This window comes from Luteimonas galliterrae (genome assembly GCF_023374055.1).
Taxonomy (GTDB): Bacteria; Pseudomonadota; Gammaproteobacteria; order Xanthomonadales; family Xanthomonadaceae; genus Luteimonas_C; species Luteimonas_C galliterrae.
On the sequence record NZ_JAMBEP010000002.1, the window covers coordinates 63,788 to 76,565 of the forward strand.

Here is a 12,778-nt window from a genome sequence, read left to right on the forward strand (position 1 = left end):
AGCAAGGCATGAGCAAAGGAAGATTCGGAGCCCTGGTTTGCGCGGTCGCGATCCCGTTGGCGATGGCCGGCTGCGGCTCGGCGCCGAAAAAGCCGCTGCCTCCACCGCCAGCGCCAACGGCGCCGAAGCCGAAACCGCAGGCGCGCGCGCCGTTGCCTCCGCTGAACCTGTCCGGGTCGACCGCGCAGCGCATCGTCGCCGTCGCCCTGCGCGAGCATGCGATGTGGTACCAGCCCTTCATCGACGGCAACGGCCGGCTGGCCAGCTATCGCGTTTCCGAAGCGGAAAACGCTTTGCTCGCCGACGGCACCGAAGCCTGGCAGCGCGTGCTCGGCTATTGGCGCAACAGCGGCACGCTGTACGAGATGTCGCAAAGCAATATCGCCGGCGCCTACGCCTGCCAGTTCCCGACCGGCTTCGCTCAGGGCAAGGCCGAGTGCAGGACTTTCATCCTCGACAATGCGTGGTCCGCGGCGTTCGTCTCGTACGTGATGGTGCAGGCGGGCGTGCCCGGCTTCCGCGCCTCGCCGCGGCATTACGACTACATACGCCAGGCTTTCCATCCGGAGACGGGCGGGCCTTACTACTACGCGGATCCGGCCACGCAGCGCGCCGACCCCGGCGATCTGCTGTGCTTCGTGCGCGGGAACGGCTCGGTGTCCGGTTACGAAGGCCTCACCGCGCGCTTGAACGGCGCCGGCGGGTCCTTGAACACGCATTGCGACATCGTGGTGGGCCGCGATCGCGAATTGCGGCTGGTGGGCGGCAACGTGTTCAATGGCGTCACCATGCGCAAGCTCAAGCTCGACGTGCAGGGCCGCGCGATACTGCCGCGGCCGGTGTCGGCGACTTACGAAGACGGCGAGGCCGGAAGCTATGCGAGCAACTGCAGCCCGAGCAACGAGGCCGCCTGCGATTTCAATCGGCAGAACTGGGCGGTGCTGCTCAAGCTGAAACCGGGGTTCGGGTCCCCCACCACCGCGACCGGCGTCCCTGCCGTGATGCCGCGTGCGCCTACGGCACTTCCGCCTGCTACAAACCCAATGCAGCCCCACGCGCAGCCTCAACCCGCGCAGCCTCAACCCGCGCAGCCTCAACCCCCGCAGCCTCAACCCGCGCAGCCTCAACCCGCGCAGCCTCAACCCGCGCAGCCGCAGCCCATGCAGCCTCAACCCGCGCAGCCTCAACCCGCGCAGCCGCAGCCCGTGCAGCCTCAACCCGTGCAGCCTCAACCCGTGCAGCCTCAACCCGTGCAGCCGCAGCCCGTGCAGCCGCAGCCCGCGACGACGACTCCCTCAACCTCGCAGCCGGCGCCCGTCGAAACAGTAACCCAGACCTCGCCTGCGACTCAGGCACCACCCTCGCCGCCTGGCGTTTTGTAGAGCGGGGCTTGCTCCGCTGCCTTTGATTGTCGCGGAAAAGGCCAAAGCAGCGGGGCAAGCCCCGCTCTACAAAGGCGCCTGCGCGCGATGGCTTCCAGCCGGCCGCGGTTCGGGCGACACTTGCAAGCCGCCTCCGCGGACGCCATCTCGCCGTCATGCCTACTCTTTCGCTACTGATGATCGCCGGCGCGATCGCCTTCGCATTGTGGAACAGCGCCCGCGCCGCGGCCGAACGCGCCGAGCAGCTGGGCCGCGAGGCCTGCCGCGCGGCGAACGTGCAATGGCTCGATCAGAGCGTGCATGCCTCGGGTATACGCCTGCGCCGCGGTTACGATGGCAGGCTGGGTTTCGAGCGCAGCTTTCGCTTCGATTATTCGCGCGACGGCAGCGACCGCCACGTCGGCCGGCTGGTGTTGCGCGGCCGGCAACTCGTGTCCTTCAGCGGACCGATCGCCGAGCGCGAAACCCTGCACTGACCGCGCGCGCTTTTGTAGGAGCGGCTTCAGCCGCGAGCTCTTCGGTGGGATATCCGCGTTTTTGAAAAGCTCGCGGCTGAAGCCGCTCCTACAAAAGCGGAAGAGCGGAGCTATTTGACGACGCGCAGGTGGGCGCGTTTCGCGGCGGCGCCGTCTTCTTCCGGCGCCGGCGGCGTCGGCGGCTCGTCTTCCGGCCCGGGCCCGCCGACGTCTTCCGGCAGCGCCATGCCCTGCCCGGTTTCGCGCGCGTAGATCGCCAGCACCGCGGCCATCGGCACCAGCACCGATTGGCTGACGCCGCCGAAACGCGCGGTGAAGCTCACCGCGTCGTTGCCCAGTTCCAGCCGCGCCACCGCGCGCGCGGCGATGTTGAGCACCACCTTGCCTTCCTTGACCGCGCTCGGCGGCACCTGCACGCCGGGCTGGGTGGCGTCGACCAGCAGATGCGCGGTCATGCCGTTGTCGGCGATCCATTCGTACAGCGCCCGCAGCAGGTACGGGCGGTGGCTGGTCATGCGGGGCGAGTCTTCGCTCATGCCGCCATCGTCACGCCGGGACTTCGCGCAGCTTCTTCTCTTCGTCGGTGAGGCTGCGGATGAAACCGGGATTGCGGAAGATGCGGTTGCCGTAGTCCTCGATCACCTTGCCGTCCTTGGGCAGCGGAATGCCCAGCGAATCCAGGCGCCAGATGATCGGCGCCATCGCGCAGTCGGCCAGGCTCATTTCCGGGTTGAGGAAGAACTTGCTGGCCTTGAACAACGGCACCGATGCGGTGAGCAGTTCCTTTAGCCGCTTGCGCGCGCCCTCGGCCTGCTGCTTGTTGCCCAGCTGGATCGCCTGCACCTGCGGCACCCAATCGTGCTCGATGCGCAGCATCGCCAGGCGCAGGCGCGCGCGCGACAGCGGATCCACCGGCATCAGCGGCGGATGCGGATAACGCTCGTCCAGGTATTCGCTGACCACCGAAGCGGCGTACAGCACCAGCTCGCGCTCGACCAGGGTCGGCACCGAGTGGTAGGGATTGAGGTCGATCAGATCTTCCGGCGGTTTCTGCGGGTCGACCGGCACGAAGTCGTAGGTCACGCCCTTGGCGGCCAGCACCAGGCGGACCCGGTGGCACAGCACGTCATCGACGGATGAGAACAACGTCAGGGCATTACGCATACGCGGACTGGCGGCCATCATCGACCTCTCCTTTCCCAGCAAACGCCGCCGGCCCATTGCCGACGGTCGCCTTCGAATCCGCAAGCCCTCGAAACCTGTTGGCGAAAAGACGGGTTTCTCGGAAACCCCGCGCAGGGATGCGCAGGGCTCTTGCGAAGGATTCGCATCAATGCTCCACGTCCCGCCAGTACTCGTGCTTGAGCAGCCAGGCCAGGAACGTGAAGAACGCCAGGAACAGGATCGCCCACACGCCCATGCTCTGGCGCTTGAGAGCGGCCGGTTCGCCGGCATACTCGAGGAAAGCGGCGATGTCGCGCGCGGTCTGGTTGAACTGTTCCGCGTTCTGCGTGCCCGGCTGCGGGATCACCAGCTTCTCGACGTGCCGCTCGCCGGTGGCGTCGGGCTTGCCGAGCTCGGCGTGCTGCAGGCCTTGCATCTGCCACAGCGGGTTGGGCATGGACGCGTTCGGGAACAGCTTGTTGTTCCAGCCCAGCGGACGCGTTTCGTCGAGGTAGAACGACTTGAGATAGGTGTAGATCCAGTCGCTGCCGCGCACGCGCGAAATCACGCTGAGATCCGGCGGCATCTTGCCGAACCATTTCGTCGCGCCGTCCTGCGGCATGGCCACCATCACCTGCTCGCCGAACTTGGCGCCGGTGAAGTTGAGGTTGTTCATCACCTCTTCTTCGGTCAGGCCCAGGTCCTCGGCCATGCGCGAATAGCGCAGGTACTTGAGCGAGTGGCAGCCCGAGCAGTAGTTCATGTACAGCTGCGCGCCGCGTTGCAGCGAGGCGCGGTCTTCCAGGTCAGTGCCGGACTGCTGCAGGTCGCCGTGCTCGGCGGCGAGCGCGCCGAACGAGACCATCAGCGCGGCGGCGAAAATGGCGAGCTTCTTCACGATGCGGGTCTTCCGGAAGGGCTGGCTGGGCGAAGGGGCGTAAACCTTATTCATGCATCGTCACCCGTTCCGGCACCGGCTTGGTCTTGTCGAACTTGGTCCACAGCGGCATGGTGATGAAGAACGCGAAGTACAGGAAGGTCAGCACGCGGCCGATGATGGTCTCGACCGGGTCGGTGCCCGGACCGGCGCCGATCTTGCCCAGCCACAAGAAGCTCACCGCGAACATCAGCAGCATCGCCCACGACAGCTTGCCGCGGTAGCGGTAGGACTTGACCTTGCTCTTGTCCAGCCACGGCACCAGGAAGAGCACGGCGATCGCGGCGAACATCACCAGCACGCCCCACAGCTTGATCGCGAAGAACGACGGCACCACCCGCAACATCGCGTAGTACGGGGTGAAGTACCACACCGGCTTGATGTGCTCCGGCGTCACCAGGCGGTTGGCCTCGGTGAAGTTGTCGTGCTCCAGGAACCAGCCGCCGAAGGTCGGTGCGAAGAAGATGATGAAGGCGGCCAGGATCAGGAAGAAGCCGACGCCCACCAGATCCTTGACCGTGTAGTACGGGTGGAACGGGATGCCGTCCTTCGGCGCCTTCTCGCTCCAGCGGTTGCCCTTGGGGCCGTACTTGATGTCGACGCCGTCCGGGTTGTTGGAGCCGACCTCGTGCAGCGCGCCCAGGTGCAGCACGACCAGCAGCAGCAGCACCAGCGGCAGCGCGATCACGTGCAAGGCGAAGAAGCGGTTGAGCGTCGCGTCGCCGGGCAGGTAGTCGCCCATGATCCACTCGGTCAAACCGTTGCCGATGACCGGGATCGCGCCGAACAGCGAGATGATCACCTTGGCGCCCCAGAACGACATCTGGCCCCACGGCAGCACGTAGCCCATGAAGGCTTCGGCCATCAGCACCAGGTAGATCACCATGCCCAGTATCCACACCAATTCGCGCGGCTTCTGGTACGAGCCGTACATCAGGCCGCGGAACATGTGCAGGTAGATCACGATGAAGAACAGCGAGGCGCCGGTGCTGTGCATGTAGCGGATCAGCCAGCCCCACTCCACGTCGCGCATGATGTATTCGACCGACGAGAACGCTTCGGCCGCGGACGGCTTGAAGTGCATCGTCAGGAAGATGCCGGTGACGATCTGGTTGACCAGCACCACCAGGGCCAGCGAGCCCATGTAGTACCAGAAGTTGAAGTTCTTCGGCGCGTAGTACTCGGTCATGTGCTTGCGGTAGACCGGCATCATGCCGGGCGCGCGCGCGTTGACCCAGTCCATCAGGCCGTTGGCCGAGCGTGTCAGGAAGTTAGCCATGGCTTACGCGGCCCCCGTGCTGTTCGACGACGAGGGGTCGACACCGATGACGATGGTGGTGTCGTTCTCGTAATGGTGCGGCGGCACCAGCAGGTTGATCGGCGCGGGCACGCCGGCGAACACGCGGCCGGCCATGTCGAAGCGCGACTTGTGGCAGGGGCAGAAATAGCCGCCCTTCCACTCCGGATCGAACGGCTCGGGCTTGATCTCGGCGACCATTTCCGGCGCGCAGCCCAGGTGCGTGCACAGGCCCACCAGCACGGAGATTTCCGGCTTGATCGAGCGCAGCTCGTTCTTGGCGTACTCGGGCTGCTGTTCGGTATTGGATTTGGGATCGGCCAGGCGCGGATCCAGGGTCGGCAGCACTTCCAGCATCTGCTTGGAGCGCTTGACGATCCAGATCGGCTGGCCGCGCCATTCCAGCATCAGGCGCTGGCCTTCCTGCAGCGCGCTGATATCGGCCGTCACCGGCGCGCCGGCGAGCTTGGCCTTGGCGCTGGGCAGCCAGGACTTGATGAACGGTACCGCCACGAACCCGGCGCCGACCGCGCCGACCACGGCCGTGGTCGCGGTCAGGAACCGGCGCCGGCCCAGGTTTTCGGGACCTTTGACCCCTTCGTTGGACATCCGGAACTCCGCAAAAAAACGTTTGGTAGCTATGTGGCTGCCGCGAGCCGCCCCGTGCCCGGAACCGGCCGCAAAAGACGGCAAAGTGTAACGGAACGCTGAATCCGTCGACAACGTTTTGGCGATCTAGAGCGGTTTGCGGGGTCCGCAAACCCCGATCTGGCGCGATCGAAGCGCGTTTTTGTGGGAGCGGCTTTAGCCGCGAGCTCTTGATCTTGTGCAACGGGGCTCGAAGAACGAGCTCGCGGCTAAAGCCGCTCCCACAAGAAAAGCCGGCTATTGCTTGGCCACGCCGCCGCGATAGCGCTCGGCCAGCACGCCGACGCGTTGCACGTAGCGCTGGGTCTCGCTGTAGGGCGGCACGCCGCGGTACTTGTCGACCGCGCCCTCGCCGGCGTTGTAGCCGGCCGCGGCCAGGGTCAAATCGCCGTTGAAGCGCTTGAGCAGCCAAGCCAGGTATTGCACGCCGCCGCGGATGTTCTGGCCGGCATCGAAGGCGTTGCCCACGCCGAAGCGGCGTGCGGTAGCGGGCATCAGCTGCATCAGGCCCTGCGCGCCCACTCGCGACAGGGCATTGGGATTGAACGCGGACTCGGCATGGATGATGGCGCGGACGATGGCCTCCTCGACGCCGAATTCGCGCGCCGCATTGGCGATCTCCTGCTGGTAGGCCGCCGTGTTCAAGCGCAGCGTGCCGAAATTGACGCCGGGCTTGGCGCCGCAGGCGAAGCAGGTTTCCATGAAGCTGTAGGTGATCTTGCGGATCGACGCCAGCGGCACGCCGCGCGGACGGCCCGGGCCGCAATTGAGCACGCCATTGCTGCGGTAGCAGTAGCGTGTGCCGCTATTGAACTGGGGACTGCGGGCGGCCGGTGTCGCCGCAGTGGCCGGCACGGTGGAAGCGGTCAGCGCCGGGGCTACGCCCGAAGCCGGCGAACCGGCCACCACGGCCGGTCCGGTAGCGCTGCCGACGGCGGCCTTGGGCGGCAGCCAGGAGGCGATGGCGGGGTCCTTCTTGACGCGGGTCGAGCCGCCGCCTGCATAGCTGATCGGTGTGCAGCGCGCATGGGGAATGCGCTTGCTGACATAACTGCGCGCGCCGTCCGCCGTTTCGCAGCGGTAGACCGTACCGGCTACGGCCGGTGCGGCCGCCAGTACGCAGACAAATAGCAGAAGTCCCCTAACCCCCTTCATCGGCCGGAGTGTCCCCTCTCTCGACGACGTTCACAAGTCCTTGATTGTTAAACGCAGCCGCTGGGCCGTCGCGGACGTGACCGACTACACTATTCGCCTCTTTCCCAGCCATCCGGCGCGGATTCATCGCCGCCCACCCGGAACCGCCATGACCGACACCGCCTTGCCGGCCGCTCCCGAGCGCGCTCCTGCCCCGCCCGCCAAGGGCAAGTTGTTCATCAAGACCCACGGTTGCCAGATGAACGAATACGACTCGGCCAAGATGGCCGACGTGCTGGCCGCCAGCGACGGCCTGGAGCTGACCGACAACGTCGAGGAAGCCGATGTGGTCCTGGTCAACACCTGTTCGATCCGCGAGAAGGCGCAGGAAAAAGTCTTCAGCCAACTCGGCCGCTGGAAGGCGCTGAAGGCCGACGGCAAGCCGGTGATCATCGGCGTCGGCGGCTGCGTCGCTTCGCAGGAAGGCGAGGCCATCGTCAAGCGCGCGCCGTACGTCGACCTCGTGTTCGGGCCCCAGACCCTGCATCGCCTGCCCGAACTGATCCGCGCGCGCCGCGATTCTGGCAAGCCGCAGGTGGACATCAGCTTCCCCGAAATCGAAAAATTCGACCGCCTGCCGGAACCGCGCGCGGAAGGCCCGAGCGCATTCGTATCGATCATGGAAGGCTGCAGCAAGTACTGCAGCTTCTGCGTGGTGCCGTACACGCGCGGCGAGGAAGTCAGCCGGCCGTTCGAGGACGTACTGGTGGAAGTGGCGCAACTGGCCGCCAAGGGCGTGCGCGAGATCAACTTGCTTGGCCAGAACGTCAACGCTTATCGCGGTCCGTACGGAGACGGCGAAGTCGCGGACCTCGGCCTGCTGATCCGCGCCATCGCCGAAATCGAGGGCGTCGGCCGCATCCGCTTCACCACCTCGCATCCTCTCGAATTCAGCGACTCGCTGATCGAGGCCTACCGCGACGTGCCGCAACTGGCCAATTATCTGCACCTGCCCGTGCAGGCCGGCAGCGACCGCATCCTGTCGGCGATGAAGCGCGGCTACACGGCGCTGGAATTCAAGCAGAAGATCCGCAAGCTGCGCGCGGTGCGGCCGGATATTTCGATCTCGTCGGACTTCATCGTCGGTTTCCCCGGCGAGACCGACGCGGATTTCGACAAGACCATGAAACTGATCGAGGACGTCGGCTTCGACCAGTCGTTCTCCTTCATCTACTCGCGCCGCCCCGGCACGCCGGCGGCGGACCTGGAAGACGACACGCCGGACGCCGTGAAGCATGCGCGGCTGGAGCGGCTGCAGGCGCATATCAACGCCTACTCGGCCGGGATTTCCAAGAAAATGGTCGGCAGCGTACAAAGGGTGCTGGTCGAAGGGCCCTCCAAGAAGAACCCGAACGAGCTCACCGGCAAGACCGAGAACATGCGGTCGGTGAACTTCCCCGGCCACCCGCGCCTGGTCGGCCAGTTCGTCGACGTGGCGATCACCGAGGCGCTGACCAATTCCTTGCGCGGCCGCGTCGCGATGGCCGGAACTGACGCATGACAGCCGAAATTTCGCTGCGCGAGATCGGTGCGGACGAATTCGGCCGTGTCTGGCCGTTCTTCCGCGAAGTGATCGCGCGCGGCGACACCTACTCCTACCCGCCCGACCTGGGCTTCGAGCAGGCGCAGGCGATGTGGACCGCGCCGCCAGCGCGCTGTTTCGTGGCCGAAGCCGATGGCGAGGTGTTGGGCGCCTACCGCCTGGCGCCGAACCAGATCGGCCTGGGCGACCACGTCGCCAACGGCAGCTATATGGTTTCCTCGGCCGTGCGCGGCCGCGGCATCGGTTCGCTGCTGTGCGAACATTCGCTGGATGAAGCGCGGCGCGCGGGGTTCGCAGCGATGCAATTCAACTTCGTCGTCAGCACCAATACCGGCGCGGTGAAGCTGTGGCAACGACACGGCTTCCAGATCGTCGGCACCCTGCCCAAGGCGTTCCGGCATGCGCAGCTCGGGCCGGTGGACGCTTACGTGATGTTCCGTCAGTTGTGATCCGATAGCGACGCATCGGCATGCCCGCATCGAATCCCTCGCCGAGATCGCGCTACGCGCTGAGCCTGTGGTTCCTGGGGATCGGCTTGCTGGGGCTGATCCAGTTCTTCGGCAAGGCGCACCGAGAAGGCGGCCCGACGGCCGTCGCATGGATCTGGTTGGCCGGCTCGCTATTGCTGCTCGTCCTGGCGCTGCTGCTCGCATGGCGCGAGCATCGCCGCGGTCCGAACGCTTAACGCTCTTCCCTCTCCCGCTTGCGGGAGAGGGACAGGCCGAAGGCCAGGGAGAGGGTCCGGCTTTTCGCGCCCTACCGGAGCAAGAGCAAAACCCGCTTCGCTTCGCTGCGCTCGCTAAACCATGAAGCCCAGATTGCGGCTGGCGAAGTTGCCCAAGTTCGGAAAGATCAAATCCAGATCGGTATCCGCCACCCCGAACCACCGCGCCAGCGTCGCCGCGTACTGGTCGACCGACGTGGTCGGGATGATCTGCCCCCAGCCCGCATCGTCCGGTCCGTTGTTCTGCAGCGCAGGCATGCGTCCGTAGAAGCGTCCGCCTTTCACCGCGCCGCCGACCACGAAATGGTGCGCGCCCCAGCCGTGGTCCGAGCCGTCGCCGTTGGAGGACAGCGTGCGGCCGAAATCCGAAGCGGTGAATGCGGTCACGTTGTTGGCCACGCCCAGTTCCACCGTCGCGTCGTAGAACGCCTTCAGCGCCTGCGACATCTCCGACAGCAGCACCGGCTGGTCTTCGAGCAAGCGGTCGTGGTGGTCGAAGCCGCCCATCGATACGAAATATATCTGGCGTTTCAGGCCGAGCTCGGCGCGCACCTTGATCAACCGCGCCACCATCTTCAGCTGGCGCGCCAAACCGTTGTCCGGGAACGGCGTGACCAACGGCTGCGACGCGTCCAAAGCGGTGCCGACGGCATCCGCGTTTTCGCGCGCGCGATGGAAGGAATTGGCGAAACTGCGCTCGAACGCGTGCACCTTCGTGCCTGGGTCCATCAGCTTGAGGAATGCGCGGCGGCTGTCGGAGTTCCATTCGAAACGGCTGAAATAGCGCGGCCCGTTGCTGCCCACCACGTACTGGTTGCTGTTGGCCGCCCGCTCCAGCGCGCTTTCGAAATTCAGCGAGATCGACATCGGGATGAACGCGTCGGGGTTGGCGTCGTGCAGCAGGTCGGCGATCCGCCCGCCCCATCCCAGATTCTGGGCGTCGCCGGTGCGCGAGACCTGCCAGTAGGATTGCTGGTCGTTGTGCGAAAACAGCTGCGGCGGCAACGGCGCGGAACCGTTCTGGAATTCGGCCTTCGTCACCGGCCGGATCAAGGTGCCGACGTTGCCCAACAAGGCAGCCTTGCCGTTGTTGAACAACTGCTGCAATCCCGCCATGCCGATCGCGTCGGTGTCGCTGGTCGATTTCTGCAGCCCGTAATCCGCGCCGTCCGACGCGCCGCCTCCGGCCTGGGGCGTCAGCGGCAGCAGGTTCGCCTGCGGCACCGCCAGGGTCGCGCGCGCGTTGGCGTACTGCGTGTAGTGCGCGTTGTCGCGCGGGATCGCCATGTTCAGCGCGTCGTTGCCGCCGAACATGAAAACACATACCAGCGCCTTGTAGTCGCTGAACGCGGTCGGGCCGTATGCGCTGGTCGCGGCCTGCAGCAGGCGCAGATTGCCCAGCGCCGTATACAACCCCGCGCCGCCCAGCCCGGCGCAGATCGCGTTGCGCAGGAATTCCCTGCGTTTCATGTCGCTCTCCTTGACCGTGTCGCGTTCATTTCTGCACCACGTATTCGGGCGAATTGATGATCAAGTACAGCGCTTCCTGCACGCGCGTCCGGCGTTGCGCTTCGGTGCTCCCGGGCATGCCTTGCAGCCGCTCCAGGAGCGCATGGCGCATGGGCACGGACATCTGTCCCGACATGAACAGAAGGTTGTAGCGGTCCACAAGCGCCGAGGGGTTTGCGGCCAGCGGCGTATCGCGGCTCAAGTCGATCGCGATCTCGTCCGGCCCCAGGTCCGGATTGCCTATATAGACGTCGTAGACCTTCCAGCCCAGATAGCTTTCGGTGCTGGGCAGCATGTAATCGGTCGCCAGCTGCAGCTCCGGCGCCGCCAGGCCCAGGGCGGTCGGCTCGCCGGTCGGCATGTAGCGCGGGCTGAAGAAGTTGAACACCGACGAGGCGGACATCGGCGCCTGGCCGAGATTGCCGGACAGCGTCCAGAACTCGTCCATGTGCCCGGACTGCGAACGCGCGTTCAAGGCGCGCCACAAGTGGGTCAGACGCAGGATCGGTTCGCGCACCTTGCCGCCGTGCGGCGGACGCCACGTGGGATCGCGCGCCTCCGGATCGAACAGGATCGCTCGGATCACCGCCTTCATATCGCCGCGTACGCCCTGCCCGTTGTTGTTGAATTTCGCGGCGACGCGCGAGACGTATCCCGGGCTCGGATTGCTGGTCACCAGCCGCTGGATCAATTGCCTGCCCACGAACGGCCCGACGTTCGGATGGCGGAAGATGTTATCCAGTGCCGCCTTCAGATCGCTGGCCGCGGTGCCGCCGCCTGCCAGCACGCCGTTGGGCAGCGAAACGCCGGGGTAGACCAACAGCTGCTTGGCTTGCGCGGATGCGTGGTATTCGGGAAAGGCTTCCATCCGCGAGATCCAGGAAGGATCCGTGGAATCCCAGATATAGCACTCGAAACCATCCCATGTGCCCGCGCAGCCCTTGAAGGTCCATCCCGTGAAAACGTGGGCGAATCCCTTGACGGTGTCCTGGTTGTAGGTAGGAATCGTCTTGCCGGCGCCGTCGAGCTTGGGTGTGCCGTCCTGATTGAGCATCACCAAGCCGATGCTGAACAGCTGCAGCACTTCGCGCGCGTAGTTCTCGTCGGGACGTATGTTGTTGGCGGGATCGGGTTTCTGGTTGCCGAGCATGGACAGGTAGATGCCCATCACCGGATGCAGGGTCACGTCCTCGAGCAAGGTTCGGAAGTTGCCGAAAGCGTCGTAGGCGAGCCGGTCGTAGTAATTGGTCATGCCGTGCGGCGCATTGCCGAGTTGATCGGATGTGGCATCGGACACCACGAAGATCTCGCTCAGCGCGAACGCGACGCGCTGGCGCAATTGGTCGCGATGGACGAGCGCGGGATCGAACGGATCTTGTCCGCCGACGGCATTGACGAACCACGCATCCAGGCGCCACTCGCGGCGCGTATCCGAGCCGGCGGCTTTAATGAAATTGAGCTGCGACGAGGTCGGCTGCGCGAACTGGTCGTCCAGCCAGGCCCGATAGCCGATCTGGCGCACGCGCTCGATCTCTTCCAGCGTCGGGCCGAAGGTGGCCTGGGCGAGGAACCTCGCCGCCGAATTGGCGTCGATCGGCCGCGCCGACGCCGGCAGCGGCGTGGACTTGCCCGGCGCTGCTGCGGCCGCCGCAGGCGCGGTGCTAGCGGCGGTTTTCGCCGGCGGCACCGGTCTGGGCGCGTCCTGACGGACCGCCAGCATCGCCGCGACCAACAATAGGAATTGCAGGCCCGGCCACGGCCAAGCCCAGAATCGGACAGTGTCCGGCCACGCGTCCCATCCACCCCATCGCATAGCGATTCCCCCGCCATCGGCGGCCGGACGTTAACACGCTGCAAGAATGCGATTCATGACGCACCACACATTCCGGAATCGGCATCGCGGC

Annotated in this window: 13 protein-coding genes; 5 read left to right on the forward strand and 8 right to left on the reverse strand. The window is 65.7% G+C overall.

The window, feature by feature from the left end:
- The first annotated feature begins 8 nt into the window (after positions 1-8).
- Both M2650_RS10935 and M2650_RS10940 read left to right on the forward strand, forming a co-directional pair.
- A complete protein-coding gene (locus M2650_RS10935; protein WP_249474482.1) occupies positions 9-1,382 on the forward strand; it encodes a DUF2272 domain-containing protein in 1,374 nt (457 codons plus the stop codon).
- A gap of 155 nt (positions 1,383-1,537) precedes the next feature.
- The gene (locus M2650_RS10940) at positions 1,538-1,858 is read left to right on the forward strand and encodes a DUF3301 domain-containing protein (protein ID WP_249474484.1); all 321 of its coding nucleotides are present in this window, start codon (positions 1,538-1,540) and stop codon (positions 1,856-1,858) included.
- Positions 1,859-1,968: 110 nt separating this feature from the next.
- Here M2650_RS10940 and M2650_RS10945 read toward each other — a convergent pair whose 3' ends face one another.
- The 6 genes from M2650_RS10945 to M2650_RS10970 all read right to left on the reverse strand — a co-directional run bounded on the left by M2650_RS10945 (position 1,969) and on the right by M2650_RS10970 (position 7,059).
- Positions 1,969-2,394 carry a ClpXP protease specificity-enhancing factor gene (locus M2650_RS10945; RefSeq protein ID WP_249474486.1) on the reverse strand — a complete coding sequence of 142 codons (426 nt, stop codon included), beginning with the start codon at positions 2,392-2,394 and terminating at the stop codon, positions 1,969-1,971.
- A gap of 10 nt (positions 2,395-2,404) precedes the next feature.
- Positions 2,405-3,040, reverse strand: coding sequence for a glutathione S-transferase N-terminal domain-containing protein (locus M2650_RS10950; protein WP_249475032.1), 636 nt, complete (start codon positions 3,038-3,040; stop codon positions 2,405-2,407).
- Between the two features lie 148 nt (positions 3,041-3,188).
- A complete protein-coding gene (locus M2650_RS10955) occupies positions 3,189-3,887 on the reverse strand; it encodes a cytochrome c1 (RefSeq protein WP_249475034.1) in 699 nt (232 codons plus the stop codon).
- Positions 3,888-3,966: 79 nt separating this feature from the next.
- Entirely contained in the window at positions 3,967-5,238 is a 1,272-nt protein-coding gene (locus M2650_RS10960; protein ID WP_249474487.1) for a cytochrome b, read from the reverse strand.
- Between the two features lie 3 nt (positions 5,239-5,241).
- Positions 5,242-5,865 carry a ubiquinol-cytochrome c reductase iron-sulfur subunit gene (gene petA / locus M2650_RS10965; RefSeq protein ID WP_249474490.1) on the reverse strand — a complete coding sequence of 208 codons (624 nt, stop codon included), beginning with the start codon at positions 5,863-5,865 and terminating at the stop codon, positions 5,242-5,244.
- Positions 5,866-6,141: 276 nt separating this feature from the next.
- The gene (locus M2650_RS10970; protein WP_249474491.1) at positions 6,142-7,059 is read right to left on the reverse strand and encodes a lytic transglycosylase domain-containing protein; all 918 of its coding nucleotides are present in this window, start codon (positions 7,057-7,059) and stop codon (positions 6,142-6,144) included.
- Between the two features lie 148 nt (positions 7,060-7,207).
- Here M2650_RS10970 and miaB point away from each other — a divergent pair, with 148 nt between their 5' ends.
- Genes miaB through M2650_RS10985 form a run of 3 tightly spaced genes read left to right on the forward strand, consistent with a single transcriptional unit; the run spans position 7,208 to position 9,326 of the window.
- Positions 7,208-8,599: a tRNA (N6-isopentenyl adenosine(37)-C2)-methylthiotransferase MiaB gene (miaB, locus tag M2650_RS10975; RefSeq protein WP_249474493.1), complete on the forward strand. Its 1,392-nt coding sequence runs from the start codon at positions 7,208-7,210 to the stop codon at positions 8,597-8,599.
- Positions 8,596-9,090 carry a GNAT family N-acetyltransferase gene (locus M2650_RS10980; protein ID WP_249474495.1) on the forward strand — a complete coding sequence of 165 codons (495 nt, stop codon included), beginning with the start codon at positions 8,596-8,598 and terminating at the stop codon, positions 9,088-9,090. The genes miaB and M2650_RS10980 overlap by 4 nt, the downstream gene beginning before the upstream one ends.
- A gap of 20 nt (positions 9,091-9,110) precedes the next feature.
- Entirely contained in the window at positions 9,111-9,326 is a 216-nt protein-coding gene (locus tag M2650_RS10985; RefSeq protein WP_249474497.1) for a hypothetical protein, read from the forward strand.
- Between the two features lie 114 nt (positions 9,327-9,440).
- Here the strand turns inward: M2650_RS10985 and M2650_RS10990 are convergent, their stop codons facing one another.
- Entirely contained in the window at positions 9,441-10,835 is a 1,395-nt protein-coding gene (locus M2650_RS10990) for a DUF1501 domain-containing protein (protein ID WP_249474499.1), read from the reverse strand.
- 25 nt (positions 10,836-10,860) lie between these two features.
- Positions 10,861-12,687: a DUF1800 domain-containing protein gene (locus M2650_RS10995; RefSeq protein ID WP_249474501.1), complete on the reverse strand. Its 1,827-nt coding sequence runs from the start codon at positions 12,685-12,687 to the stop codon at positions 10,861-10,863.
- Positions 12,688-12,778 lie beyond the last annotated feature (91 nt).

Bases quoted from the DNA above. Each gene is read 5' to 3' on its own strand.
- M2650_RS10945 (WP_249474486.1), bottom strand. From the start codon at position 2,394: ATGAGCGAAGACTCGCCCCGCATGACCAGCCACCGCCCGTACCTGCTG.
- M2650_RS10940 (WP_249474484.1), top strand. From the start codon at position 1,538: ATGCCTACTCTTTCGCTACTGATGATCGCCGGCGCGATCGCCTTCGCA.
- miaB (WP_249474493.1), top strand. From the start codon at position 7,208: ATGACCGACACCGCCTTGCCGGCCGCTCCCGAGCGCGCTCCTGCCCCG.
- M2650_RS10995 (WP_249474501.1), bottom strand. From the start codon at position 12,687: ATGCGATGGGGTGGATGGGACGCGTGGCCGGACACTGTCCGATTCTGG.
- M2650_RS10935 (WP_249474482.1), top strand. From the start codon at position 9: ATGAGCAAAGGAAGATTCGGAGCCCTGGTTTGCGCGGTCGCGATCCCG.
- M2650_RS10950 (WP_249475032.1), bottom strand. From the start codon at position 3,040: ATGGCCGCCAGTCCGCGTATGCGTAATGCCCTGACGTTGTTCTCATCC.
- M2650_RS10985 (WP_249474497.1), top strand. From the start codon at position 9,111: ATGCCCGCATCGAATCCCTCGCCGAGATCGCGCTACGCGCTGAGCCTG.
- M2650_RS10980 (WP_249474495.1), top strand. From the start codon at position 8,596: ATGACAGCCGAAATTTCGCTGCGCGAGATCGGTGCGGACGAATTCGGC.
- petA (WP_249474490.1), bottom strand. From the start codon at position 5,865: ATGTCCAACGAAGGGGTCAAAGGTCCCGAAAACCTGGGCCGGCGCCGG.
- M2650_RS10960 (WP_249474487.1), bottom strand. From the start codon at position 5,238: ATGGCTAACTTCCTGACACGCTCGGCCAACGGCCTGATGGACTGGGTC.
- M2650_RS10970 (WP_249474491.1), bottom strand. From the start codon at position 7,059: ATGAAGGGGGTTAGGGGACTTCTGCTATTTGTCTGCGTACTGGCGGCC.
- M2650_RS10990 (WP_249474499.1), bottom strand. From the start codon at position 10,835: ATGAAACGCAGGGAATTCCTGCGCAACGCGATCTGCGCCGGGCTGGGC.
- M2650_RS10955 (WP_249475034.1), bottom strand. From the start codon at position 3,887: ATGGTCTCGTTCGGCGCGCTCGCCGCCGAGCACGGCGACCTGCAGCAG.